A 23931-nucleotide genomic window follows, 5' to 3' on the forward strand; every position below is an offset into this window, starting at 1 on the left:
GTTTAGGCCGAAGAACTTGTTGTTTAATAGAGATAAGCTACATTATTAAACAAAAAAAAGACCTTGAATTTCTTCAAGATCTTTTTAAAAATTTATGCTAAATGCGTTTATTATTTTTTCTTTTTTTCAAGACTTTCTGCTACTTTTTTAGCATATAACTGAGCGTTCTTTGTAACATCCTGAGGATCTACAATTTGTGAAGTTACCACTGCAACCAATTGTTTGTCTTCAGGTTGTGCTAAATCGTAAACAACAGTTTCAACTATATAAGTCTCAATGGTCTCTGTAGTATAAGAAGCAGGAACATAAGATCCAAAAGTAGAATAAGACATTGGATGTGCATAATAACCATAAAAACCACCATAATAAGCTGGATAGTAACTTGGGAAATAACTAGCTCCTGCATAATATCCACCATCTTGAGTAGTTTCTGTAGATTCTTTTTTGTTTTTTACAACAGTTACTGCAATTCCATTATAACCTTCGTTATCTAAAAAAGCTCTAAAGTTCTTCATTTTCTCTTCACTAAGCTTTTCATCAGGTAACATGTTTGGGAATTTTCTAAAACTTTCAGTAGCCTTAATTCCATTAGTTCTAAATTCGTCAGCTATAGCTGTTTCGAAAGCAATTCTAGCTTGCTTATCTTGTGTTCTAGCAATAACCAAAACGTTATTGTCCTTTATAGAACTAGCCGTGTCAGACTCCCAAGAATCTAAAACTTTAACGCCTGAGCAACTGGAAAAGACAACGACTAAAGCAAGTGCGAAAAATAATTTAAATGTGTGTTTCATAGTAATTTTTAAAAATAATTGATTGTTAATATAATTGTTTGTTAAAATGTATAACCCAATGCTATTCCATATCTCCAGGATAAAGCTGAGAATTTAGTTTTGTTATTGACTTGAGAAAATCTGAAATCAGAATTAATCAAGTCGAATAAGCTATAGTTTTCTAATGCATCGTTTAAATCATCATAAAACTCATTAGGTAAATCTTTTTCGTTTTTTATTTGAAAATTATAATTACCAGACCCAGGACCTGCAATTAAAAAATCAATATTCAAATGTTTTGTTATAGGTAATTTATATCCTAAGAGGAATCCAACAGAAGTAACATCTAATTCCATTTTAAATTCTAAATCGTAATCTACACCTTCATTAACATAAGATCCGCTTAGGTTAGAACTGTAATCGGAATGTTTTAAATAGATTCCAAAATAAAAGCCATCTAAATAATTTTTTGAAGTACTTCTTAAATAATATCTTATTTCTGGTGCAATTTGATACCCTGTATAGAAAACATTTCCTGTTTTAAGTTTATCCGTATCTATTCCTGATAAACTTAAAATTCCTTCTTTTCCCTTATATCCAAGAGATAAAGATGCTGAAAAATTATTCCATATATACCTTTCGTAAGTTAACTGATAAGCTCCATTAATTACTTGTAACAGCTCAAATGAAATTTCGTTTTTAACTTGTTTTCTTTGTGGTGCTGTTTCTAGCTCTTGGCTAAAAGATATGGTAGACATTAGAAAAAATGTCAGTAAAAGGGCAGAATTAAATGTGTTTTTCATAGCGCCTCCAAATGTATTATAAATTTACAAATATTTATAACTCTAATTTAGAAATTTCGCTTTTAAATTTTCATTGGGAATCATGCATTCATTTTGCTTTCCAAACCACTTATAACGGTTCTTTGCAATATAATTATAAACGCCATTTCTCAAGAAAACGGGAACTACTAAAAATATTCCTAATAAATTTCTGGGAAAACCAAGTTGACTCGCTATTTTTAAAGCGGCGGAAGATTTATATGAAATCTCTTTTTGCTTAGAATAGAGCAGTATAGAGTCTATTTTAATAGGATCTATCTGATATTTGTCAAGAATAAATTTCCCAGTTTCACCTTGTAAAGGAGCAAACATAAAAACATTGTTTTTGTCATGATTTATGACATATTGCACGCTCGAATTACAAAGATTGCAGACGCCATCAAAGAGAATTAATTGTTTATTTTCAGGTAAATTAATTTTCATTTTATTTTTTTGCTTCAACCAATTCAAGTTGCTCTATACTTACATTTGTAGTAAACATGCCATAGTTAACAATGGCTTTGTTTTTCTCAATTTTATCAATACTACCTACGGCACGACCATCTTCCATACGTACACGATCCCCAATTTTTAAAGCTACTTTTGGCGTAGGTGGTTTTGAAGCCAATTTTTCCTTAACAGCTTTTTTCTTTTCTCTTATAACTTCAACAGATTTTTCAACTTCTTGTTTTACCTGTTTTTCTTTAACCTTTTCTACTTTTTTCTGCTTAGCTGAAACCTTTTTACGTTTCGAATTTTCTACTTGAACTACCTTAAAAAGTTCATCCATGAGGACGCCTTTCTTTTTATTTTCGAAATATTTCTCTGAAAGATCGTTTAATTTTTGACCTAAGTAAATTAGTTTCTGATTGCTATCATATAACTCCTGATAGCTTTCTAGTTTTCTCTGAATCTTTACATTAGTTTCCTCTAACTTTTCAGCTTCAGATAGTTTTTTGCGTTCATTAACTTTTAACGATTGCTCTGTTTTTTCTAGCTTGGAACGTTCTTTTTGAAGTTTGGCAATGGTTCTATCAAAACGAACTTTCCCTTTTTCTATTTTCTTTTTAGCTCTGTTAATCAAACCAAATGGGATGCCATTTTTCTGAGCCACTTCAAACGTAAAGGAGCTACCTGCTTGTCCTAAAGCCAATTTATAAATAGGCTCCAAGGTTTTCTCATCAAACATCATATTAGCATTTTGCATATATGGCAACTCGTTAGCTAAAATTTTCAAGTTGGAGTAGTGGGTTGTAATGATGCCATAAGCTTCTCGATGGTAAAACTCTTCTAAAAAGGTTTCGGCCAAAGCGCCACCTAATTCTGGATCACTTCCAGTACCAAATTCATCTATAAGGAAAAGGGTGTTTTTATTACATTTCTTTAAGAAGTAATTCATTTGTTTTAACCTATAGCTATAGGTGCTTAAATGATTTTCTATAGATTGGTTATCTCCAATATCTGTAATAATTCTATCGAATAAAAAGACTTTACTGCGTTCGTGCACCGGAATTAATAAACCGCTTTGCAACATTAGTTGTAATATTCCAACTGTTTTTAAGGTGATACTTTTTCCACCAGCATTAGGTCCGGAAATAACAATGATTCGGTTTTCAGGTGTTAATTCAATACTTTGAGGAAAGGTTTTAACTTTCTTTTTCTGATTGCTTAAATACAATAACGGATGATAAGCATCTCTTAAAAGTAAATCTCTATCTTCATTTATTTCTGGTAAAATAGCATTTAAGGATCTAGCATATTGCGCTTTAGCAAAAATAACATCCAATTCAGTTAAAAACTCTTGATATTGCTTTAAAAGAGGTAAAAATGGACGTATAAAATTGGTAAGTGTTTTTAATATCCGAATCACTTCTTCGTGCTCTTCGTATTCCAGATTGTTTAATTCTCTGGTATGTTGTAAGGTAGTTTCTGGTTCAATATAAACAATACTTCCAGTTTTGCTTCCCCCCATAATTGCTCCTTTAACCTTACGTCTGTACATAGCTTTTACTGCCAACACCCGTTTGTTATCTACAACTGACTCTCTAATGTCGTCTAAATAATCTAATTGATGATAGGTGTTTAGAGCTGAAACAAAACTATGGTTGATTTTACCCTTTAATTTGTTTATTTCTTGTCTTAATTCTGAAAGAAAAGCTGAAGCATTATCTTTTACATCTCCAAACCGATCCATAATGCTATCTATCTGTTCAATAACCACTTTGGTGACTTCAATTTCTGAAGCATAGGCATATAATTTAGGATAGTATTCGTCAAACTTTTTTAAGAATTTAATTATCTCGTTTGCAGTAATAGAAATAGCTACAATTTTTTTTAAACTGTGAGATTCTAGATAGGTGTTTTCTATCTTTAAAAGCTTTAATTCTTTGGCTATTGTTTCAAAACCATGATTTGGAATCCTATTATCGTTATAAAATGAAGCTAAAAATTCATTGGTTAGGGTTAGGCTATTTAAAACAGCCTCTTTATTATTAAGGGGTTCAATTTTTAATGTTTGTTCATGGCCTAGTGCTGTTGTGCATAGTTCACTTACTTGTTGTAAAACAGTTGAAAATTCTAAATCCTGAAGGGTCTTTTTTTGAATGTGTATCATGTATTTTGCTTCTAAAAAGCAACTAAATTTGAAGCTGCTAATTTACGCATTATGTTTTAAAATTAATAGTCAACACATTATTTGATACCATAATATTGATTAATTTTGAATTTTTAAAATAGAAAAATATGACGGTTAAAAAAATCTTTTGTTTACTACTAATTTCAATCTTTTTATTTAATTGTAAAAAAAGCTATTTTAAATATACTGAAAAACCAGAATATATAACAAACCCATCAATTGATACTAAGCCTTATTTTGATGCTTATGATGCTACTTTGAAAATTTGGGATGTTCCTTTTGAAGAATTATATATCCCAACAACTTTTGGAACGGCTCATGTTATTGTAAGTGGACCTGAATCTGGCGAACCATTGGTTTTATTACATGGTATGAATGCTAGTTCAACCATGTGGTATCCAAATATAAAAGACTTTACCAAAGAATATCGTGTTTATGCTATCGATTTTATTTTAGAACCTGGAAAATCTTATATATTAAACGATATTGAAAGTGTTGACCAAATTTCCGCATGGTACCATGAAATATTTAGTAAGCTAAAATTAGAATCTTTTCATATAATTGGTGCATCTAGAGGTGGTTGGTTGGCTGTTAATCTAGCCCTTCAAAACCAAGAACAAATAAAAAGCATGACGTTATTAAGTCCAGCCCAAACTTTTATTTGGATTAGACCAAGTACGGATTTACTCAAGAATATTGTTTTGGCTTTATCATCTCAAGAAAAACAAATTGAGCAAAGCTTAAAATCGATGTCAAGTAACGTGGATCACATTAATAAAACATATTTGAAGCAATATTACATTGGGGTTGAAAAAGATTCCATTAACAAATTTGTAATGAAAATGCAACCTTTTTCGAAACGCGATTTTGAATCTCTAAAAATGCCTGTTTTGGTATTAATTGGTGATGATGATATGATTAACAATGATAAAACAATATCAATGGCAAAGAAATTAATTCCCTACGGGCAAGGAGAAACCATTGAAAATGCAGGGCATTTTTTATCTGTTGATCAACCGGAAGTCGTTGATCAAAAAATTCTTCAGTTTTTAGAAAGCACTAAAAAGTAATTTATATATAGACCTGAATGGTTAAAGAAATCATTGTAAAAATAAGTAGGATCACCACTAAAGGAATAATAAATTTAAGCCATTTATCGTAACCCACTTTTACAATTGCTAACGATGCTAATATTAAACCCGTAGGATTTATAAAGGAAAACAAGCCCATTCCATATTGATAACAATTAACAATTATTTCTCTTCCAAAACCAACAGTATCGGCTAGCGGAGACATGATTGGCATGGTTAAAACAGCCATTCCAGAAGAACTTGGAATAAAGAATGATAACCCACCATAAATAAATAACATGACGTTTGCAAAAACACCTTTATTCATGCCTTCGGTAATGTTGCTGGAATGATATAATAAAGTATCGCTAATAAATCCATCTTCCATTAATACCGAAACACCTCTGGCAATTCCAATAATAATGGCAACACCTAATAAATCGCCAGCACCTTTAACAAAGGTATCAACAAAATTAGCTTCCTGTATTTTACCTATAAACCCAATTAGAATGGCTCCAACAAAAAATACGGTTGTCATTTCTAAAAACCACCAATCTAGTTGTGATACACCATATATCATAACCACAAAACACATAGAAAACACAAATAAAATAAGACGTAAACGCGTTGTTAATTTAACTGTAGCATTATTGGACGTTCCAAAAATGGCTTCAATTTGTTCTTTCTGACTGTAGATAATCGATTTCGAAGGATCTTTTTTCACCCTACTAGCATATCGTAAAATGTATATGATGCAAATAAGCGTTCCTAGAAATAGCATGATCAATCTGCCTGTTAAGCCTGTTGTCCAATTAATTCCTGCGGCATCTGAAGCAATAATTACGCTAAACGGATTAACTGTAGAACACATGGTTCCAATGGATGAGCCAATATAAATAGCGGCTAATGGCACAATAGCATCATATTTTGCTGCTAAAAACATGGGGATTAAAATAGGGTAGAAGGCTATGGTTTCTTCAGCCAGACCAAAAGTTGTTCCTCCTAAAGCGACTAAACTAGTGACTAAAATAATAAGTACATATTCGTAACCCTTCAAGGTTTTTGCTAACCAAGAAATACCAGCATCAAAAGCACCAGTAAGATTCATAATTCCTATTAATCCTCCTATAATTAATACTAAAAAAATAATATCGGAGGCTGCAATAATGCCTTTTATAGGAGATTCAAAAAAGGCTAAAACCCCTTGAGGTCTTGCTTCAACTTCCTGATAGGTATTTGGAATTGATATGGGTTTACCAATATCTCCATTTGTAAACTTTTCCAAAGGAATTTTAATATGCAAATCTTCCAACGTTTTTTGACTAGCTTCTAAAGTGGTTGTATTTTCTATGTTGCTTCTAGTAAAGGTATTTGCTTCTTTATTATAAGACAGAGAGTCGTATTTTCCAGCAGGTATAATCCATGTTAAAAGTGCTACAATGGCAGCAATTATTAATAAAATGGTTTGTGCTGTTGGGAATTTAATCTTTTTCAAGTGCCTATTATTTTAATTAGAATAAAGATAGTATTAATTTAGTATCCTCTTAAAAGCGAAGATATAAAATGACTTCAAATATTGATACTAGTTGGGAACCTTTTTTAAGCAAAGAATTTAACGCCACGTACTTTAAAGCCTTAAAACAATTCTTGAATGAGGAATACAAAAACGATACATGTTTTCCTCCGGAAACTGAGATTTTCAATGCATTTAAACATTGTGACTTCAATAATTTAAAAGTTGTTATTATTGGGCAAGATCCTTATCATGGTTTGGGCCAAGCTCATGGATTGTGCTTTTCGGTTAATGAGGGTGTTTCATTTCCTCCTTCACTTAAAAATATTTTTAAAGAATTAGAACAAGATTTAGGAATTCCTTATCCCGAAAGTGGAAATCTTACAAAATGGGCAGATCAAGGGGTGTTTTTATTAAATGCTACTTTAACTGTTAGGCAAGGCGAGGCTGGGAGTCATCAAAAAAAGGGATGGGAACAATTTACAGATGCTGTTATTAAAACTATTAATGAGGAAAAAGAAAATGTTGTTTTTTTACTTTGGGGTGGATATGCAAAAAAGAAAGCGAAATTAATAGATAAAGAGAGACATTTTGTTTTAGAAACAGGTCATCCATCTCCTTTAAGTGCGAATAGAGGTTATTGGTTCGGAAATAAACATTTTAGCAAAACTAACTCCCTGTTGGAGCAAGTTGGGTTGCGTTCTGTAGACTGGTAGTTTCAGTATTTATAACTAATGTTGGTTTGGTTTGTACATTTTCAGAAGTTCGACGCGTTGTTTTGTTACAACTAAAAAATAGCAATAAAAAATTTACGGCAACTAGAGAAGAAATGATTATAGTAATTGTTAATAGCATAAGTAATTAGTTCTTTTAACTCTTTATGAAAACAAATATAAGAGATTAGATCTTAAAATCTAAATATTTTTTAACATAATTGAAAATCCCGTTATTATAAAGTGGTGATATTTAGTCTATTTTAAAATATTTTAAGGAATATTTATGTTAAAAATTTCTATTAAATTACAGTTACCAAATCATCAAAACCTATCTTTTTTGGGATAATATTTAATGCTAGTAATTGCTCTTGTATGTTATTTATGGTTGCTTCACTCATTTGGTTTTGAGACCATTCTGTAAGTGATAACCATTCTTGTACATCTTCAATTTTTTGATGATATCTTTCAGCAATAATTTTATCTATGTCTGGAATATTTTTAAAATTCTTGGTAATGTTGTTTATGATATCAAGAATCGTATTTATTTCATTTTGATAGATGCTTAAAGATTCATCTCTTCCGGCAATTACAAAACATGGCCATGGAGTAGGACATTTTCCGATGCGTCTAAAAACACCTTTGTCTACAAGAGGTTTGGTCATGAATTTTTCCCACATAAAATAATCAGCTTTTCCTTCAGTTAAACCTTCAACAGCACCATCCAGATTTTTAATTACTTCAAAATGCAAATCTGTTTCTAAGTTCCAATCATTATTTTGAGCATTTATATATGCCATTAAATGGGAACCAGAACCATAACGACTTATAGCAGCCTTTGTCCCTTTTAAGTCTTCTAAAGAATTATAAGTTGAATTTTGAGCTACATGAATTCCCCAAATTAAAGGAGTTTCTACAAAAGTTTGAATAATTTTACTTGGATTGCCATCAACAATATCCTTTATAATCCCTTCTGTTAAAATAACCGCTAAATCTATATCGCCTTTTCTTAAAGCTTTAGCCATTGCGCCAGTACCACTAGGATAATCTTCCCATCTTAAATTAATACCCGCTTTTTTAAAAGCACCTTGTTTAAGAGCTAAATACCAAGCAAGATTAAAGTGTTCTGGAACGCCACCAATATGAATTGTTTTCATTGAAATAGTTTGATTTTGTATTCCTTTCTTAAAAAGAATTATAATTGATTATGCTATTTTATTTAAAGTATAGGTAATTAATTTTTCAACTACAGCTTTAGGGTCTTTACTAAATTCGCCTGAGGCTCGATTGGCTATTATAGCATTTAACGATAAAGCTTGATGACCTAATAATTTAGACAAACCGTAAATAGCTGATGTTTCCATTTCTAAATTGGTAATTCTTATGCCTTCAAAAGCAAAGGAATCCATTTTATGGTTTAATTCGGGATCTTGTAATGCCAATCTTAAAACACGCCCTTGAGCCCCATAAAAACCACCAGCAGTAGCTGTTAAACCTTTATATGTTTGATTACTTTCGAATATTTTTTCAAGTTCCTGACTGTTACCTACTACTATGGGACGCGCTTTATTGGAGCTCCAATTTGTATAGTTTATGAATGCATCTTCCATTGCTTTATTTCCAATAGAATCTAATTGATAAGAATGAAGCATTCCATTCAAATCTAATCCATGAGAACTTATTACTAAGGAATCTACAGGCACATCCGCCTGTAAAGAACCAGAAGTTCCAACTCTCACAAAATTTAAGCTGGTATGAGTTTCTTTAGGAATTTTTGTTACTAAATCAATATTGACTAAGGCATCCAACTCATTTAAAACAATGTCTATGTTATCTGGTCCAATTCCTGTAGAAATTACCGTTAAACGTTTACCTTTATAAATACCTGTTTGCGTTTTAAATTCACGTTTTTGAGTCGAGAATTCGATGCTATCAAAATGCTTGGTAATTTTTTCAACTCGATCTTGGTCTCCCACTAAAATGATATCGTGAGCTATATGTTCTGGTTTTAAATTTAAATGATAAACGCTACCATCTGGATTTAAAATTAATTCTGAATTTTTAATTGACATTAAGTGGTGTTTTAATTAATTTGTTTGTTTCACTATCGTAGGAATAATCTAAGCGATTGACACCTCCAAAAGTCAAATTGTTGTTTATTTCATAGGAGAAATTATGATTTCCTAATAAAGCTTCGTGTCCTTTTCTATTTAAAGTTATTTCATTTTCTTCTACTGTATAAAACATGTGAAGTAATTCTATTTTCCTTAATAATTGCATGTCTCCAAAGCCGTAATATCCTTGATAGTTCATCACATAACCCATTAAATGGTTTATAGATTTTATGTTTTTTTCTTTGATAAGAATCAAAATATTTTCTTCTAAGACGTTAAGTCCTGATTTTATATTTGGAAACCTATTGATATGGGCCTTTAAACAATTACTCAAATATTTAAAGGAAGATTTCTCTATAATATAAGGCTTTAGTAAATTATGATCCTTGCCACAGTAAATTTCCCATACATTAATAGCTAATTCAATATCACTAGCTTTTAATTCTGTTTTTTCTTTATAATGTTGAAGTAATTGAGGAGTTGATAATTCTGAAAGTGCTTTTAAGTCAGATTTACCTTTAATTCTACCACTACATACCAAATACAAAGGTAATTTAACCTGCTTCTCTTTTAGTAATTTGATAACCGCTATCATGTTGATATGACAAAACAAATCATATTCAAACCAGAGTACAATTTCGGAATATGCTTCCGTATGATCTAAGATACTTAATTCCTCTTTAAACTCTTCCTCATTAATTTCAATTTGATAAAAATCGTTTAAAAAAGCCTTTCGCTTAGATAGAAATTCTTCTGAATCTATTTCACTTGTTGTTGGCCCTTCACACAACATTTCTTGCCATGTTAAAATATCACCAGGAATATTGAGGTCTTTTAGGCAATCTGTAAAACTATTACCATTGGTTATATGCAATATTTTTTTTACCATCAACCTCCAACCCGTTTTACTTGAAACCCTTTTTCTTTAAGAATCGTCATGATTTTATCTCTATAATCTCCTTGAATGATGATTTTATCGTCTTTAAAACTACCTCCAACACTAAGGGTTGTTTTTATCTCTTTTGCAAGTATTTTAAAATCTTCTGTAGCTCCAGTATATCCTTCTAAAATAGTAATAGGTTTTCCTTTTCGCTTTTCATACTTACAGATTATAGGCTCGTCTTGAATCCATAAATCGGTAGCTTTCTCTTCAGAATCTTCCATAGAAGGATCTGGTTCATGCTCCGGAAAGAGATTTTTTAATTGGTCTTGTAAATCCATAGTTTTAGTTGACAGGCTCAGTAAACAGTCTCAGCTTGTTACAAAACAAGCAAATGATTGCGTCTGAAACCAAATAACTTATTTTTTAATTAATCCAAGCTCGATTAGACGTTCGGTTAAGAATTCGCCAGCAGTAATATCTTCGAATTGTTTTGGATTATTTTCATCTATACAACTTTCAAGCACGTCTAATTTCATGTCACTAATAGGATGCATGAAAAACGGAATAGAATATCGTGACGTTCCCCAAAGTTCTCTTGGCGGATTGATAACGCGATGGATGGTGGACTTTAATTTGTTATTAGTATGTCTAGAAAGCATGTCTCCCACATTAATCATTAATTCGTCTGGTTCTGCTATAGCATCTAGCCATTCTCCTTCATTGTTTTGCACTTGTAACCCACGACCTTGAGCTCCCATCAATAAGGTAATCAAGTTGATGTCTCCATGAGCAGCCGCGCGAACAGCATTTTTAGGTTCGTCCAAAATAGGAGGGTAGTGGATAGGTCTTAAAATACTATTTCCATTATGAATGTAATTATCAAAATAAGTTTCTTCCAAACCTAAATGTAAAGCCAAAGCACGTAATACATACTTGGCGGTTTTCTCTAGCATTCTATAAGTCTCTTTTCCAACTCTATCAAATTCCGGAAGTTCTGTTACTTCCACATTTTTAGGGTATTCAGCTTCAAGTTTTGGGTTGTCTTCAACATATTGACCAAAATGCCAAAACTCTTTTAAATCGCCTTCTTTTTTACCTTTAGCACTTTCTTTTCCAAAGGAAATATAGCCACGTTGTCCACCAATGCCTTCTATTTCATATTTTCGTTTGGTATCTACTGGAAGGGAGAAAAATTCTTTGACTTCTCCATACAAATTATCTACCAAAGCATCGTCTAAAAAATGCCCTTTTAAAGCCACAAAACCTATGTCTTCGTATGCTTTACCAATTTCATCTACAAACTTTTGCTTTCTTACTGGATCGCCAGAAGTAAAATCTTTTAAATTAACACTAGGTATATTATTCATGGTATTTATTTTAATATGTAAGTATTACAAATGTACAAAAACATTATAAAGATTGGAACACTAATTATTCTAAGAATTTCATTTGAAATTATCAATTTATATTATATTTGACAAACGATTTTTATGAGTACGCAAGTGACTACACCTACTGAAATACAATACAATAAAGCAAATCTAGATTCTACCGAATTACTAGAGTTATATAAAAACATGCTAAAGCCTCGAATGATAGAAGAGAAGATGCTCATTCTATTACGTCAAGGAAAAGTCTCTAAATGGTTTTCTGGAATAGGCCAAGAAGCCATCTCTGTTGGCGTGACCATGTCTTTAAAAAAAGAAGAATATATCTTGCCAATGCACCGGAATCTAGGTGTTTTTACTACAAGAGACATTCCATTATACCGCCTATTTAGTCAGTGGCAAGGAAAAGCCAATGGCTTTACTAAAGGTCGTGACAGATCATTTCACTTTGGAACTCAAGAGTTTAAAATTGTGGGAATGATTTCTCATTTAGGACCACAACTAGGTGTTGCAGATGGTATTGCATTAGCAAGTAATCTACAAAACAAAAAACAAGTAACTGCTGTGTTTACAGGGGAAGGCGGAACAAGTGAAGGCGATTTCCACGAAGCACTTAACGTGGCTTCCGTATGGAATTTACCCGTCATGTTCTGTGTTGAGAATAACGGTTATGGTTTATCTACACCTACTAGCGAACAATACAATTGTAAAGATATTGCAGACCGAGCTTTAGGCTATGGTATGGAGTCTCATATTATTGATGGAAATAATATTATTGAAGTTTACACGAAAGTTAGAGATATTGCCGAAAGCTTAAGAAAAGATCCTCGTCCTGTGTTACTGGAATTTAAAACTTTTAGGATGCGTGGTCATGAAGAAGCAAGTGGAACTAAATACGTGCCTCAAGATCTATTAGATGCTTGGGCTAAGAAAGATCCTCTTGAAAATTTCCAAGCTTTTCTTAAAGATGAAGGGGTTTTAACAGAAACTCAAGAAGTTGCTTTTAGATCTGAAATTCTTAAAGAAATTAATGAGCATCTTCAAATTGCAAACGAAGAAAAAGCAATTACTCCAAGTGAAAGTGAAGAATTAAATGATGTTTACAAACCTTTTGATTATAAGGAGGTTACTAAAAATAAAGAAACTAAAGAAGTTCGTTTTATAGACGCACTTTCTGATGGTTTAAAACAATCCATGGAACGTCATGAAGACTTAGTTATTATGGGTCAAGATATTGCAGAATATGGAGGAGCCTTTAAAATAACTGATGGTTTTGTCGAGCAATTTGGAAAAGACCGTGTAAGAAATACACCTATTTGTGAGTCGGCCATTGTGGAAGCCGCCATGGGATTATCTATTTCTGGAATTAAGTCTGTGGTTGAAATGCAATTTGCGGATTTTGTAACTTCAGGATTTAATCCTGTGGTTAATTATTTAGCCAAATCGCATTACAGATGGAATCAAGAAGCGGATGTGGTAGTAAGAATGCCTTGCGGTGGTGGCGTTGCTGCTGGTCCATTTCATTCTCAAACCAATGAAGCTTGGTTTACTAAAACGCCAGGACTAAAAGTTGTTTATCCTGCATTTCCAGCAGATGCCAAAGGATTATTAGCAACAGCAATAAACGACCCCAATCCCGTATTGTTTTTTGAACACAAAGCTTTATATAGAAGTATTAGACAAGAAGTTCCAACAGATTATTTTACACTTCCTTTTGGAAAAGCATCTCTTTTAAAAGAAGGAAACCAAGTTACCATTATTACTTATGGGGCAGGAGTCCATTGGGCTTTAGAAATCTTGGAAAAGAATCCTGAAATTCAAGCAGACTTATTAGACTTAAGAACCTTACAACCTTTGGATATAGAAGCTATTTATGCTTCGGTTAAGAAAACAAGTCGTGCTATAATTCTGCAGGAAGATTCGTTGTTTGGTGGTATTGCATCAGATATTTCTTCTATGATTATGGAAAACTGTTTCGAAGCTTTAGATGCACCTGTTAAACGTGTAGCAAGTATGGAAACACCCATTCCTTTTATTAATCAATTGGAAGAGCAGTATTTGGCCAAAGGGAAGTTTGAAAGTGCTTTAAAAGAGTTATTAGCTTATTAAAAAAATAGAGAGAGAACAAAAAGAGAGCCAATTGGCTCTCTTTTTTAATTTATAGAATCTAGATAAGCTTTCACTTCGTTTATACCACGCAATAAATTTCCACTTCAAAGTATAATAAATTTTGAAAATTTATTATACTTTGTATTAAAAATCTTAACTTTATAGGAATGATAATTAAATGAGTTATGTTGACAAAGACAAAATTAATTGAACATATTGAGAGTTTTCCAGAGAATTTTTCTTTAGAAGAGTTATTTGAAAGATTGATTTTATTAGATAAAATTGAAAAAGGCAATCTTCAATCAGTAAAAGGCAAGGTGATTTCAGAATCAGAACTTGATAAAGAAATTGAAAAATGGTTCGAATAAATTGGACAATTCAATCTCTATCCGATCTTAAAAGTATTGCTAAATATATTGCAAAAGACTCTAAACATTTCGCTAAACTTCAGGTTTCAATAATAAGACAAAGAACACAAATATTAAAGTCTCAAGTTTATTCAGGTAAAGTTGTTGAAGAATTAGCTAAACAGGATATAAGAGAATTAGTTGAAGGAAATTACCGTATTATATATAAAGTTGTCACAGAGAATCATATTGATATTATAACAATTCATCATTCTGCAAGAAATCTTCACAAAAGGAAAATTTAAAAAGGAAAGTTTGGAATTGCTGTGAAAGAATTAATTATTTATTTGAAAAAAGATAAACGAAAAGAGAGCCAATTGGCTCTCTTTTTTAGTTCTATAGAAACTGTCAATTTATTTTAAAGCATCTGAATAAGCTTGCACTTCATCCAGTACACGCAATAAATTCCCACTCCAAATCATCTGAATCTCTTCTTCGGTATAACCACGTTTTACCATCTCCAGAGTGACATTAAAGGTTTCTGAGGCATTGTTCCAGTCTTCAATACCACCGCCACCATCAAAATCGCTACTAATTCCAACATGTTCTATACCAATTTTATCGACTATATAATCGATGTGATCTACCAAGTCGGCAACATTAACGTTAGGAGGGAAGCCCTCAATTTTATTGGCTCTGGTATTTGCTAAATCCAGAACCTTTTTATAATATCCAAAAAATGATTCTTGTTCTTCAGGAACCAGAGCCATCACTTCCTTTTTAGTTGTATACCATGTAACACCTAATGAATCTGCAACCTCTTGTTGTATGGCTATTATTTCAGCATTTCTTTTATTCATTTTATTAATATTCAAATAATCGTCTAAAGCAACTACTTGCACAACACCTCCATTTTCTTTTAACCATTGCAATTGCTCATCATCTAAATTTCTACTAACATCGCTAAGTGCTCTTGCAGAAGAATGTGAAGCAATAATTGGCACTTGACTTAACTCAATCATTTGTTTCATGGCTTCTTTTGAAGGATGTGAGACATCTATCATCATACCCAATCGGTTCATTTCAACAATCACTTCCTTTCCTAAAACACTTAATCCATTATGCAACCAAATACTATCATTTTCACCTGTATTGCTATCGCTTAACTGACTGTGTCCATTATGAGCCAAAGACATATATCTTGCGCCAAGATTATAGAATTTTTCAACATTTGTAATATCTAGTCCAATTGGATAGCCATTTTCAATACCAATCATCGCGATTTTTTTGCCAGAGTCATTAATGCGTCTTACATCGTTCGAGGTTAAAGCTAACTCTATTTGATCTGGTGCTAATTCTTCGGTTAGTTTATGAATGGCTTCAAATTTAGCCATAGCATTCGCATAAGCCTTTTCATAACCTTCATCTGTTAAGGTGTCTTGCCCTGTGTAAACAATAAACCAAACGGCATCCAAGCCTCCAGCTTTCATTTTTGGTAAGGTAATTTGCGAGCTAAGATCTTGGGTGTAATTAATGGAATCTGTAAAATTACTTACATCTATATCATCATGCGTATCAAGGGTAATAACGCGTTCGTGAATCACTTTTGCTCGTTCTATTAATGCTAAGGAATCCTTTTTAATGCTTGAATCTTCCGGTTGTTTGACGTCTTGTTTACAAGAAATAAAAGTTAGTATGGAAGCTAAAATTAAAAGATTGGTTTTCATGATTTTATTTGTTTGGTTTAGAGTAGAAAGTTACAAAAAAGAAAATCAAGTTTTAGATATCCTTAAAAATTGTATATTTATTCATCAACTTATAAAAAATGATTATAAAAATATTTTTATCACTATCGTTACTTATATGGAATTCAAGTTGCAAAAAAGATGAAGATCCTTATACTTGGAAATCATTAAAGGTTTCTGCATCCGCTTATAATTCAGTAAGTTATCAGACAAGTGAAAATCCGCACATCACTGCATTTGGGGACAGTCTTATTCCAGGGAAAAAATATATAGCCGTTTCAAGAGATTTGTTAGCACTAGGTTTAGACCACAATACGCCTGTGAAAATTACAGGTTTAGAAGGTGTTTATTTAGTAAAAGATAAGATGAATAGTCGCTGGACCAATAAAATAGATATCTATATGGGAACAGATATCGAGGCTGCTAAAATTTGGGGTAGGAAGAAAGTAAACATCGAATACGGAATTATAGAAGATGACCTTGAAATATTAAATGATTAAAAAAAAAGTCAGCATAAACATGCTGACTTTTTTAGTTAGACTAATCTCAAATTATTAATGGGCAAAACGTTTTATGCCTGTCCAAAGTTCATCTTCGGAGTTATTAAATCTCTTAGCGAGTTTATTAATTGAAAAATGTTTTACTTTTTCGTAAGAATCTCTGGAAATTTTAATAACTGCTTTCATTTTGATTGGTTTTAAATAGATCCTCCGAAGCTTTTGGCGAAGGAGGATTGATTGATTGATTGATTGATTGATTGATTGATGATTTGTTTTAGATCCAGTTATCTGAATCTTCTATTACTATTCCAAGTAAATCCTTTACTGGTGCTTACTCTATCTGTAATTTGATTGTTGTTTAAAGTTCTCATGATTTCTATGTTTTATTGATTGATTATTGGTTTTTGATTGATACGTTTATCTGTATCTTCTTTTACAATTCCAGGTATATCCTTTACTTGTACTTACTCTGTCTGTTACTTGGTTGCTGTTTAAAGTTCTCATAATTTTAAGTTTTAAAGATTGATTGATACTAAATAGACGACAGGTATTTTAAATTGTTACAGTACTATGTATAACATAATAGATTTTTAACATTATTTAACAGAAAAACAGGGGAGTAACGCCATAAAAAAAAGGTGTAAGAAGACTGAAACAAGGTTATTTCATTAAAGTTTTGATAAAAAATTGCATATTATATTATAAGGAACGATTTTTGAACTTATAACTTTTTTTATTTTAATTCGTTATCTTTAAACTTATAACCCAAACCATGAAATATATTTGTTTCATTATATGTTGTTTTCTTTCCTTATCTGCATTTTCTCAAATAGATGCTAGTCAAGAATCAACCAGTATTCCGGCTATTCAAAGTAATGAAGGTAGTACAGGAACTTTGCTGTTAGAATCAAAACCCATTGAAAATAATGGTTTAAGCATTCCTAATTCTGGTAAAGTTAATGGGCTGTCAATTCCAAATCAAAGTGAGATGCCAGATCCTAATAAAAAGGAATTCTCCATGTTTAATAGTGAAGAATTTGGAAATCCTGCAGAATTATATACCAAACAAATTAAACAACACACTAAATATACTAAGGAAGAAGGTGGCTCTAGAGAAAATGGTAGTACAACTAACCAATATCTAGGAGATTTTACTACTGGGGTTTCTCAAGTAAATGTTATTTATAGAGATCATCAATATCCAGATGGCGATCGTGTACGTGTTTTTGTAAACGACGATGTGGTTATTCAAAATGCTTTATTGCAAACTTCATTTAATGGTTTTCAATTAAATTTGGTTGAAGGCATTAATAAAATAGATTTTCAGGCATTAAATCAGGGGAGTTCTGGGCCGAATACTGCCGAACTTCAAATACTTGATAGTACTGGAAACATCATTGCTACAGGTGTTTGGAATCTTGCTACTGGGGTAAAAGCGACCTTGATTGTAATTAAAGAATAAGGTTTAATTCTTTTACATCTCCAGGTTGCATTTGGTTTAATTTAAAATCACCTATTCGAACACGAACCAATCTTAAGGTTGGAAATCCAACTACGGCCGTCATTTTTCGAACTTGTCTAAACTTGCCCTCGGTTATAGTTATTGAAAACCAACTTGTAGGGCCATGTTTTTGATCTCTAACAAAACGTTCGGGTATATTATCTGGCACTGTTTCAAAAAGGAAAGCAACAGAAGGTTTGGTTAGATAGGGTTTTCCTTCTACTGATATTTCCACCCCTTGTCTCAACTTTTCTAGAGCTAGGGGAGTCATAATACCATCAACCATTACGTAATATTCCTTTTCAACTTGCGAACTTCTAATATAATCGCTCATTTTTCCATCGGTTGTTAATAATAGTAAACCTTCAGATTTTTCATCTAATCTTCCAATCGCCATCACATTTTCTGGGAATTCAAAAAGGGTTCCTAATAATTTTTTGTTTCGTCTTTTATTCTGATTATTAACAAATTGACTCAGATAACCATAAGGTTTATAGAGCTTAAAATGCAGGTGTTTTTCAGAATCAGACATAATATAACTAATTATTAAAGTATATTAAAAGAAAGAAGCACTTCTTAAAAATATCTTATTAACTGCAAATGTTAAAAAAACTTAAGAATATTATTCGCTTTAAATCTAAAAAAACTAAGAAAAGAGCTTATTTTTGCACATTACAAATTTTTTATGAGCAAGACAGTTACATCTTTAGAATTAGAAGAAAGACGAGAAGGAAAGAACCTTTATAGCTACCAAAAAGGTGCTATTGATAAGATTTTTAAATGCTTTGAAGAGGCTCCAGAAGATTACCATTTACTGTATCAATTACCAACTGGTGGAGGAAAAACAGTTATTTTCTCTGAAATAGTTAGACAATATTTAAAACATCACAAGAAAAAAGTGCTGGTTATGACTCATAGAATCGAGTTATGCCGACAAACTTCAACCATGTTAGAAGAATTTGGTGTGGACAACAAAGTGGTTAGTAGTAAAGCCAATTTGGAAGACCAAGCACAATTTAGTTGTTTTGTAGCTATGGTTGAAACCTTGAATAACCGTTTGCAAGAAGGTAAACTGGATATTTCTGATATTGGACTTGTTATTATTGATGAGGCGCATTACAATTCCTTTACCAAGCTCTTTAAGTTTTTTGAAAAATCTTTTATCTTAGGGGTAACAGCAACTCCTTTAAGCTCGAACATTAAATTACCAATGAAAGACAACTACAACGAATTGATTGTAGGTGAAACTATCGAGTCTTTAATTAGTAATGAGTTTCTTTCTCAAGCAGATTTTTATTCCTATAATGTAGGGTTAACCTCTTTGGTTGTTGGTGCAAATGGAGATTATACCGTAAAATCTTCAGAAGATTTATACACCAATAACGACATGCTTACTAAGTTAATGCAAGCATATGAAGAACGTTGTAAAGGAAAGAAAACCCTAATTTTTAATAACGGTATTAATACCTCTTTACATGTTTACGATACCTTCCGTACGGCGGGATATCCTGTGGCTCATTTAGATAATACCAATACAAAAAAAGAAAGACGTAAAATATTAAAATGGTTTAATCAGACTCCTGATGCTATTTTAACTTCAGTAAGTATTTTAACTACTGGGTTCGATGAGCCAACTGTAGATGCCATTATCCTTAATAGAGCAACCAAATCCTTGACACTTTATTACCAAATGATTGGACGTGGTTCGCGTATTCTACATAACAAAAATAGATTTACTGTTATTGATTTAGGGAATAACCTTCATAGGTTTGGACCTTGGGGTGCCGATTTAGATTGGCAACGTATCTTTAAATCGCCTAGCTATTATCTTGATAATATTTTAAGTGATGAAGAGTTAGAAGATAATTTTAGATATGAAATGCCGGACGACTTACGTGCTGAGTTTGGAAAATCGGATGTGGTTTATTTCAACATTAAAGAAACCTATATTGATGCTGTTAGAAATGGAGAATCATCTAAAGTAGTTTTAGAACGCTCTATTGAACATCATGTAAAAATATGTGTTGAAAACAGTGAAGATTTGTACGACGCTTTAGATTTGGCTAAGAAACTTGGAGACGATATTGATTATAGAATCCATCGTTATACCAAATGTATTAGCAAGAGCACCTTTAATTTTGTAGAATGGTTGAAAGACGATTATAGAAAAAAATTAAGAGCTTACTTAAGATCTAATTTCGATGAAGTTTTTCTAGAAGTACATGGCAGACCAGTCGAAGATTAATTAAGATACTTGCCATTTTATAAGGATTTTAAAGTGAAGGTTGTGAAAATATAGTCTGTTTTCCTCATAACTTATATAAAACCTGATAAAAGTCAATTTATATCTTTTAAATTAATAATATCTTTAAACTTTAAATAGTTTATATATGAAAAAGATATTATTACCAACAGATTTTTCTGAGAATTCCTGGGAAGCTTCACTTTATGCTTTAAATTTATTTAAGAATGAGACATGTACATTTTACATCATGCATTCTTTAGAGCCTTTAGTATCGGCTCCATCTACAGCTGTTTCTTCTAAAAGAGCTAGCGAAGCCATTAGTAAATCCAGACTTAGTGAATCTAAAACAGAATTAGAGAGCGAATTAAAAAGGCTTCATGAACTTCCGAAAAATGATAAACATACTTTCGAGACTATTATAGCTCATGACTATTTTTTAGAAGCTGTAAGATCTTCAGTTAAAAAACTAGACATTCAAATAGTGATTGTTGGTACCAAAGGAGCTAGTGGTATTAAAGAAATGACCATTGGTAGCAACACGTCCAACTTAATCAATAAACAATCCTGTCCAATTATTGCTGTACCTCAAAACGCTTTAAGCCACAACATGTTGGAAATAGGGTTTGCGAGTGATTTTAGTATTAGTGACTACGGAAACGAGCTTAACTTATTAAAAGAAATTGCTGTAGCCAATAAATCTAAAATATCTCTGGTTCATGTCCTTCACAAAAATGATGAACTGTCTACAGAAGCATTGGAAAACAAAATAGTTTTAGAAGCTACTTTGAAACCTTTGGCTATCGATTTTTATCTTATTAAAGATGTAGCGGTAGAAGTAGGGACTCGTGTTTTTAGTGAAAGCAGAAGATTAGGAATGCTTTGTATTATCAATAAGAAACATAGTTTCTTTGAGAAGCTTTTCAATAAGAGCAATAGCAAGTCTATTAGTAGTCATCTAAATGTACCTTTACTCATTATCAATCACGAGACAGCATAAAACAAAAAAGACGTTATCTAAATGGATAACGTCTTTTTTTTGGATTAAGAAATATAATATTTGATCTAAAATGTATTAGTTTGAAGACATAAGGGCAAAAAACTTATCGATGTTAGGCATGATGATTATGCGTGTACGTCTGTTTTTAGCTCTGTTGTCGTTTGTATCATTTGGATATAAAGGCAGGTAGAAACTTCTTCCAGCTGCAATTAATTTCTCAGGAGCTACTTTATAATCTGATTGTAATTTTTTAACTACAGAAGTAGCACGAAGTACACTTAAATCCCAGTTATCTTTAACAGCCGCGTTAGCTACCATTGTTTGATTGTCTGTATGACCTTCAACCATAACATCTAAGCTTTCTTCAGAATTGATAACATCAGCAATCTTTTGTAAAATATCGTTTGCTTTGTTACTTACGTGATAGCTTCCAGAGTTAAATAACATATCGTCTGCAATTGAAATCATTACTACCGTTTCATTAATATCAATGGCAAGATCTTCATCTTCATTCATGTTATTAATGGTTTTACGTAAGTTGTAACTCACAGCTAAATTCATAGAATCTTTTAGCGTTTTAGCTTGAGCTAAAGCATTTTGATCTACGTTTTTAAGCGTCGCTTCCATTTGCTTTCTAACATCTTTAGAAATTACAACATCATCACCTACAACTACTATTTGAGAATCATTCTCTGCAGTTAAGGAATTAATTTTTGTGTTATAGATATCTATTCTAGCTTGAATTTCATCGAATTTAGCTTCTAGATCTTCTTTTTCAATTTGTGTTTTTTGTAATTGGCTAATAATTTCACCATTCTCTTGTTCTAAGGCTACGTATTTCTTTTTTGAAACACAGGCAGTCAATAAAATTCCGGTTAGTAGAAAGATTGATACTTTTTTCATAATTTAAGTTTCTTGTTTTTGATTACTCTATATCTACGGTAATGTTAGGTTAATGGACGTTTGAGATGTGATTTTATAATTTCTTTAACAAATTAAAATGATAAAAATGGCATCAAATAATTAGAAGTTAATGACTTACATTTTAAATAAAAAACTCAGTTGTTTTACCTTTTTCCCTGCTAAACTCAACATTAATCATTAAAATTAAGCATTATAAAACATTAAATACATAGCCTAATAACCAATAAAGGATTAAAAAGACAACAACGGTTCCAATGCATCCGCATTTACCACCACCTATTTTTTTTGCTCCCCAGGCAGCACCAATAATTTGTAATAATTTCTTCATAATTAATTATTCTTGTTTTAGATTCTTAGAAACATCATGCTTGGAATCATCCTAGAATCCAAAAGCAACTGACTTCCTTAAAACTAAGATACAAAACTTTCATTTGTTTTTAAATACTAAAAATGTTTTGAGGTCACAATTTTATTAATGGCATTAAAAAAAGGTCCATAGAAAGAAATGAGAGCCTTCCTATAGTTTAAAAATAATAAGAAGTTTACATCCACTTATTTTGTTCAGTGATGTATTGGTATGAATAAGGGAGCGAAATGGAAATATTAGCTATTTACTTTTTAAAGTAATGATTTTTCCGTCTCTATAAACAGTGACTGTGAATTTTGGGTTATCATTTATACTATTGGTAAAGTCGGCTAATTTATTTAGAGCCTCATCGCTTAAATCGAATGTAATATCGTTATATCCTAAAATAATATCACCACCTAAGATTAATTTCTGATTATTGATAACACCTTCAACATCTCCGCCTTTTATTCCCATTTTACCAAAAATAGAACTCTCTACTACGCGTTGTACCAGTAAAGCGTGAGCTTGTGGTACGTTTAAAAGCTTACACTCTTCGGTAGTAAGGGTGTGCATATCTGCACCAAGCCAAGGCATTTTATCATTTAATAATAATTTGGTAGCTAAGTTCGATGTGGTAGCATAACCAATACCATCAAAGCCACCAGATTGAGAGGTAATAAAACTTACAATACCTACAACTTCACCTTTTAAATTAAACATTGGGCCTCCAGAGTTACCAGTATTAATGGCCGCGTCTGTTTGGATAAATTCTGTATTACTAAATGGGTTTTTCCCGGTGCCTTGTTTTCTTATACCACTTACATAACCAGATGAAAGCGAGGCTCCTTGTCCGTAAGGTGCGCCAATTACAAAGATACGTTCTCCAATTTTTAAAGAATCTGAATCCCCTAACTTTACTGTAACCGGGTTGATGCGTGGTCTAAACAATTTAATTAGGGCAATATCAGCAGTTTTATATGAGCTTACTACAGTTGCAGGAATAATGTCTCCATCAGGGAATAATACGTTAATCTTTTCAGGAACTGTAACGACATGAGCAGCAGTTATAATTAACCTATCTGAGATCATGAAGCCAGAACCCAGACCATCTTTAGTAACTACATTCGATTTTGAACCTACAGTGGTGACAATTTCCTTTTCAGAAGTAAAAATAATGACAACAGCAGGACTTACTTCTTTATAAAGTTTGGACAGGTCTTGCGCATTTACAGCGAAACTCATGAATGCTAATAGTACAAAGGAAAGATGTTTCATATAATAGGTACTTTGTTTTTTTGTGCAAAAAT

At 32.0% G+C, this 23931-nt stretch carries 25 protein-coding genes; 9 read left to right on the forward strand and 16 right to left on the reverse strand.

All coding sequences use genetic code 11. The features are described 5' to 3' along the window. Positions 1-110: 110 nt before the first annotated feature. Genes IEV77_RS08720 through IEV77_RS08735 form a run of 4 tightly spaced genes read right to left on the reverse strand, consistent with a single transcriptional unit; the run spans position 111 to position 4205 of the window. Positions 111-791: a hypothetical protein gene (locus tag IEV77_RS08720; protein WP_188463876.1), complete on the reverse strand. Its 681-nt coding sequence runs from the start codon at positions 789-791 to the stop codon at positions 111-113. Positions 792-832: 41 nt separating this feature from the next. Beyond that, positions 833-1573 carry a DUF3575 domain-containing protein gene (locus tag IEV77_RS08725; protein WP_188463878.1) on the reverse strand — a complete coding sequence of 247 codons (741 nt, stop codon included), beginning with the start codon at positions 1571-1573 and terminating at the stop codon, positions 833-835. Between the two features lie 42 nt (positions 1574-1615). After that, on the reverse strand, positions 1616-2035 hold the full coding sequence (locus tag IEV77_RS08730; protein WP_188463880.1) for a thiol-disulfide oxidoreductase DCC family protein: 420 nt from the start codon (positions 2033-2035) through the stop codon (positions 1616-1618). Between the two features lies 1 nt (position 2036). Further along, positions 2037-4205 (reverse strand): endonuclease MutS2, encoded by a 2169-nt coding sequence (locus tag IEV77_RS08735; RefSeq protein ID WP_188463882.1) that lies wholly within the window; start codon positions 4203-4205, stop codon positions 2037-2039. Positions 4206-4333: 128 nt separating this feature from the next. On the opposite strand from IEV77_RS08735, the gene IEV77_RS08740 reads away from it, so the two are divergent. Further along, positions 4334-5296 carry an alpha/beta fold hydrolase gene (locus IEV77_RS08740; protein ID WP_188463884.1) on the forward strand — a complete coding sequence of 321 codons (963 nt, stop codon included), beginning with the start codon at positions 4334-4336 and terminating at the stop codon, positions 5294-5296. 1 nt (position 5297) lies between these two features. On the opposite strand, the gene IEV77_RS08745 is transcribed toward IEV77_RS08740, so the two are convergent. Further along, positions 5298-6791: a YfcC family protein gene (locus IEV77_RS08745; protein ID WP_188463886.1), complete on the reverse strand. Its 1494-nt coding sequence runs from the start codon at positions 6789-6791 to the stop codon at positions 5298-5300. A 68-nt stretch (positions 6792-6859) separates the two neighbouring features. Here IEV77_RS08745 and IEV77_RS08750 point away from each other — a divergent pair, with 68 nt between their 5' ends. Then, positions 6860-7525: a uracil-DNA glycosylase gene (locus IEV77_RS08750; protein ID WP_188463888.1), complete on the forward strand. Its 666-nt coding sequence runs from the start codon at positions 6860-6862 to the stop codon at positions 7523-7525. 299 nt (positions 7526-7824) lie between these two features. Here IEV77_RS08750 and IEV77_RS08755 read toward each other — a convergent pair whose 3' ends face one another. The 5 genes from IEV77_RS08755 to IEV77_RS08775 form a co-directional block, all read right to left on the reverse strand. Then, entirely contained in the window at positions 7825-8679 is an 855-nt protein-coding gene (locus tag IEV77_RS08755; protein ID WP_188463890.1) for a substrate-binding domain-containing protein, read from the reverse strand. Positions 8680-8727: 48 nt separating this feature from the next. Continuing rightward, on the reverse strand, positions 8728-9594 hold the full coding sequence (locus tag IEV77_RS08760) for a nucleoside phosphorylase (protein ID WP_188463892.1): 867 nt from the start codon (positions 9592-9594) through the stop codon (positions 8728-8730). Then, positions 9584-10525, reverse strand: coding sequence for a DUF1835 domain-containing protein (locus IEV77_RS08765; protein WP_188463894.1), 942 nt, complete (start codon positions 10523-10525; stop codon positions 9584-9586). The genes IEV77_RS08760 and IEV77_RS08765 overlap by 11 nt, the downstream gene beginning before the upstream one ends. Next, positions 10525-10857 carry a translation initiation factor gene (locus IEV77_RS08770; RefSeq protein ID WP_188463896.1) on the reverse strand — a complete coding sequence of 111 codons (333 nt, stop codon included), beginning with the start codon at positions 10855-10857 and terminating at the stop codon, positions 10525-10527. Before IEV77_RS08770 ends, IEV77_RS08765 begins: the two co-directional genes overlap by 1 nt. Before the next feature lie 78 nt (positions 10858-10935). Next, positions 10936-11886: an isopenicillin N synthase family dioxygenase gene (locus IEV77_RS08775; RefSeq protein WP_188463898.1), complete on the reverse strand. Its 951-nt coding sequence runs from the start codon at positions 11884-11886 to the stop codon at positions 10936-10938. Positions 11887-12009: 123 nt separating this feature from the next. On the opposite strand from IEV77_RS08775, the gene IEV77_RS08780 reads away from it, so the two are divergent. The 3 genes from IEV77_RS08780 (at position 12010) to IEV77_RS08790 (ending at position 14668) form a co-directional block, all read left to right on the forward strand. After that, positions 12010-14016, forward strand: a complete 2007-nt coding sequence (locus IEV77_RS08780; RefSeq protein WP_188463900.1) for an alpha-ketoacid dehydrogenase subunit alpha/beta — start codon at positions 12010-12012, stop codon at positions 14014-14016. A 185-nt stretch (positions 14017-14201) separates the two neighbouring features. After that, positions 14202-14384, forward strand: a complete 183-nt coding sequence (locus IEV77_RS08785; RefSeq protein WP_229736625.1) for a hypothetical protein — start codon at positions 14202-14204, stop codon at positions 14382-14384. Further along, complete coding sequence (locus IEV77_RS08790) at positions 14372-14668, forward strand: type II toxin-antitoxin system RelE/ParE family toxin (protein ID WP_188463902.1); 297 nt, start codon at positions 14372-14374, stop codon at positions 14666-14668. Before IEV77_RS08785 ends, IEV77_RS08790 begins: the two co-directional genes overlap by 13 nt. A 108-nt stretch (positions 14669-14776) precedes the next feature. On the opposite strand, the gene IEV77_RS08795 is transcribed toward IEV77_RS08790, so the two are convergent. Continuing rightward, positions 14777-16090, reverse strand: a complete 1314-nt coding sequence (locus tag IEV77_RS08795) for a dipeptidase (RefSeq protein WP_188463904.1) — start codon at positions 16088-16090, stop codon at positions 14777-14779. 98 nt (positions 16091-16188) lie between these two features. Between IEV77_RS08795 and IEV77_RS08800 the strand changes: the two genes are divergently transcribed. Further along, a complete protein-coding gene (locus IEV77_RS08800; protein ID WP_188463906.1) occupies positions 16189-16608 on the forward strand; it encodes a 3D domain-containing protein in 420 nt (139 codons plus the stop codon). A gap of 54 nt (positions 16609-16662) precedes the next feature. Here IEV77_RS08800 and IEV77_RS17545 read toward each other — a convergent pair whose 3' ends face one another. Continuing rightward, complete coding sequence (locus IEV77_RS17545) at positions 16663-16794, reverse strand: hypothetical protein (RefSeq protein ID WP_262891656.1); 132 nt, start codon at positions 16792-16794, stop codon at positions 16663-16665. 586 nt (positions 16795-17380) lie between these two features. Here IEV77_RS17545 and IEV77_RS08805 point away from each other — a divergent pair. After that, positions 17381-18070, forward strand: coding sequence for a hypothetical protein (locus tag IEV77_RS08805; RefSeq protein ID WP_188463908.1), 690 nt, complete (start codon positions 17381-17383; stop codon positions 18068-18070). Here the strand turns inward: IEV77_RS08805 and IEV77_RS08810 are convergent. After that, positions 18060-18641, reverse strand: a complete 582-nt coding sequence (locus IEV77_RS08810) for a pseudouridine synthase (protein ID WP_188463910.1) — start codon at positions 18639-18641, stop codon at positions 18060-18062. The two genes, IEV77_RS08805 and IEV77_RS08810, sit on opposite strands and share 11 nt — an antisense overlap. 153 nt (positions 18642-18794) lie before the next feature. On the opposite strand from IEV77_RS08810, the gene IEV77_RS08815 reads away from it, so the two are divergent. Both IEV77_RS08815 and IEV77_RS08820 read left to right on the forward strand, forming a co-directional pair. Next, entirely contained in the window at positions 18795-20354 is a 1560-nt protein-coding gene (locus tag IEV77_RS08815; protein WP_188463912.1) for a DEAD/DEAH box helicase, read from the forward strand. A 145-nt stretch (positions 20355-20499) separates the two neighbouring features. Continuing rightward, positions 20500-21351: a universal stress protein gene (locus IEV77_RS08820; RefSeq protein ID WP_188463914.1), complete on the forward strand. Its 852-nt coding sequence runs from the start codon at positions 20500-20502 to the stop codon at positions 21349-21351. 75 nt (positions 21352-21426) lie between these two features. On the opposite strand, the gene IEV77_RS08825 is transcribed toward IEV77_RS08820, so the two are convergent. The 3 genes from IEV77_RS08825 to IEV77_RS08835 form a co-directional block, all read right to left on the reverse strand. Then, positions 21427-22254 (reverse strand): OmpA/MotB family protein, encoded by an 828-nt coding sequence (locus IEV77_RS08825; protein WP_188463916.1) that lies wholly within the window; start codon positions 22252-22254, stop codon positions 21427-21429. A 211-nt stretch (positions 22255-22465) separates the two neighbouring features. Next, entirely contained in the window at positions 22466-22603 is a 138-nt protein-coding gene (locus IEV77_RS08830; RefSeq protein WP_188463917.1) for a hypothetical protein, read from the reverse strand. A 279-nt stretch (positions 22604-22882) separates the two neighbouring features. Next, positions 22883-23899, reverse strand: coding sequence for a S1C family serine protease (locus IEV77_RS08835; RefSeq protein ID WP_188463919.1), 1017 nt, complete (start codon positions 23897-23899; stop codon positions 22883-22885). Positions 23900-23931 lie beyond the last annotated feature (32 nt).

Source organism: Xanthomarina arctica, from assembly GCF_014638915.1.
GTDB lineage: Bacteria > Bacteroidota > Bacteroidia > Flavobacteriales > Flavobacteriaceae > Xanthomarina > Xanthomarina arctica.

Bases quoted from the DNA above. Each gene is read 5' to 3' on its own strand.
- IEV77_RS08800 (WP_188463906.1), top strand. From the start codon at position 16,189: ATGATTATAAAAATATTTTTATCACTATCGTTACTTATATGGAATTCA.
- IEV77_RS08720 (WP_188463876.1), bottom strand. From the start codon at position 791: ATGAAACACACATTTAAATTATTTTTCGCACTTGCTTTAGTCGTTGTC.
- IEV77_RS08775 (WP_188463898.1), bottom strand. From the start codon at position 11,886: ATGAATAATATACCTAGTGTTAATTTAAAAGATTTTACTTCTGGCGAT.
- IEV77_RS08830 (WP_188463917.1), bottom strand. From the start codon at position 22,603: ATGAAGAAATTATTACAAATTATTGGTGCTGCCTGGGGAGCAAAAAAA.
- IEV77_RS08820 (WP_188463914.1), top strand. From the start codon at position 20,500: ATGAAAAAGATATTATTACCAACAGATTTTTCTGAGAATTCCTGGGAA.
- IEV77_RS08770 (WP_188463896.1), bottom strand. From the start codon at position 10,857: ATGGATTTACAAGACCAATTAAAAAATCTCTTTCCGGAGCATGAACCA.
- IEV77_RS08790 (WP_188463902.1), top strand. From the start codon at position 14,372: ATGGTTCGAATAAATTGGACAATTCAATCTCTATCCGATCTTAAAAGT.
- IEV77_RS08740 (WP_188463884.1), top strand. From the start codon at position 4,334: ATGACGGTTAAAAAAATCTTTTGTTTACTACTAATTTCAATCTTTTTA.
- IEV77_RS08765 (WP_188463894.1), bottom strand. From the start codon at position 10,525: ATGGTAAAAAAAATATTGCATATAACCAATGGTAATAGTTTTACAGAT.
- IEV77_RS08810 (WP_188463910.1), bottom strand. From the start codon at position 18,641: ATGTCTGATTCTGAAAAACACCTGCATTTTAAGCTCTATAAACCTTAT.
- IEV77_RS08725 (WP_188463878.1), bottom strand. From the start codon at position 1,573: ATGAAAAACACATTTAATTCTGCCCTTTTACTGACATTTTTTCTAATG.
- IEV77_RS08835 (WP_188463919.1), bottom strand. From the start codon at position 23,899: ATGAAACATCTTTCCTTTGTACTATTAGCATTCATGAGTTTCGCTGTA.
- IEV77_RS08805 (WP_188463908.1), top strand. From the start codon at position 17,381: ATGAAATATATTTGTTTCATTATATGTTGTTTTCTTTCCTTATCTGCA.
- IEV77_RS08795 (WP_188463904.1), bottom strand. From the start codon at position 16,090: ATGAAAACCAATCTTTTAATTTTAGCTTCCATACTAACTTTTATTTCT.
- IEV77_RS08780 (WP_188463900.1), top strand. From the start codon at position 12,010: ATGAGTACGCAAGTGACTACACCTACTGAAATACAATACAATAAAGCA.
- IEV77_RS08735 (WP_188463882.1), bottom strand. From the start codon at position 4,205: ATGATACACATTCAAAAAAAGACCCTTCAGGATTTAGAATTTTCAACT.
- IEV77_RS08750 (WP_188463888.1), top strand. From the start codon at position 6,860: ATGACTTCAAATATTGATACTAGTTGGGAACCTTTTTTAAGCAAAGAA.
- IEV77_RS08815 (WP_188463912.1), top strand. From the start codon at position 18,795: ATGAGCAAGACAGTTACATCTTTAGAATTAGAAGAAAGACGAGAAGGA.
- IEV77_RS08730 (WP_188463880.1), bottom strand. From the start codon at position 2,035: ATGAAAATTAATTTACCTGAAAATAAACAATTAATTCTCTTTGATGGC.
- IEV77_RS08825 (WP_188463916.1), bottom strand. From the start codon at position 22,254: ATGAAAAAAGTATCAATCTTTCTACTAACCGGAATTTTATTGACTGCC.
- IEV77_RS08755 (WP_188463890.1), bottom strand. From the start codon at position 8,679: ATGAAAACAATTCATATTGGTGGCGTTCCAGAACACTTTAATCTTGCT.
- IEV77_RS08760 (WP_188463892.1), bottom strand. From the start codon at position 9,594: ATGTCAATTAAAAATTCAGAATTAATTTTAAATCCAGATGGTAGCGTT.
- IEV77_RS17545 (WP_262891656.1), bottom strand. From the start codon at position 16,794: ATGAAAGCAGTTATTAAAATTTCCAGAGATTCTTACGAAAAAGTAAAA.
- IEV77_RS08785 (WP_229736625.1), top strand. From the start codon at position 14,202: ATGTTGACAAAGACAAAATTAATTGAACATATTGAGAGTTTTCCAGAG.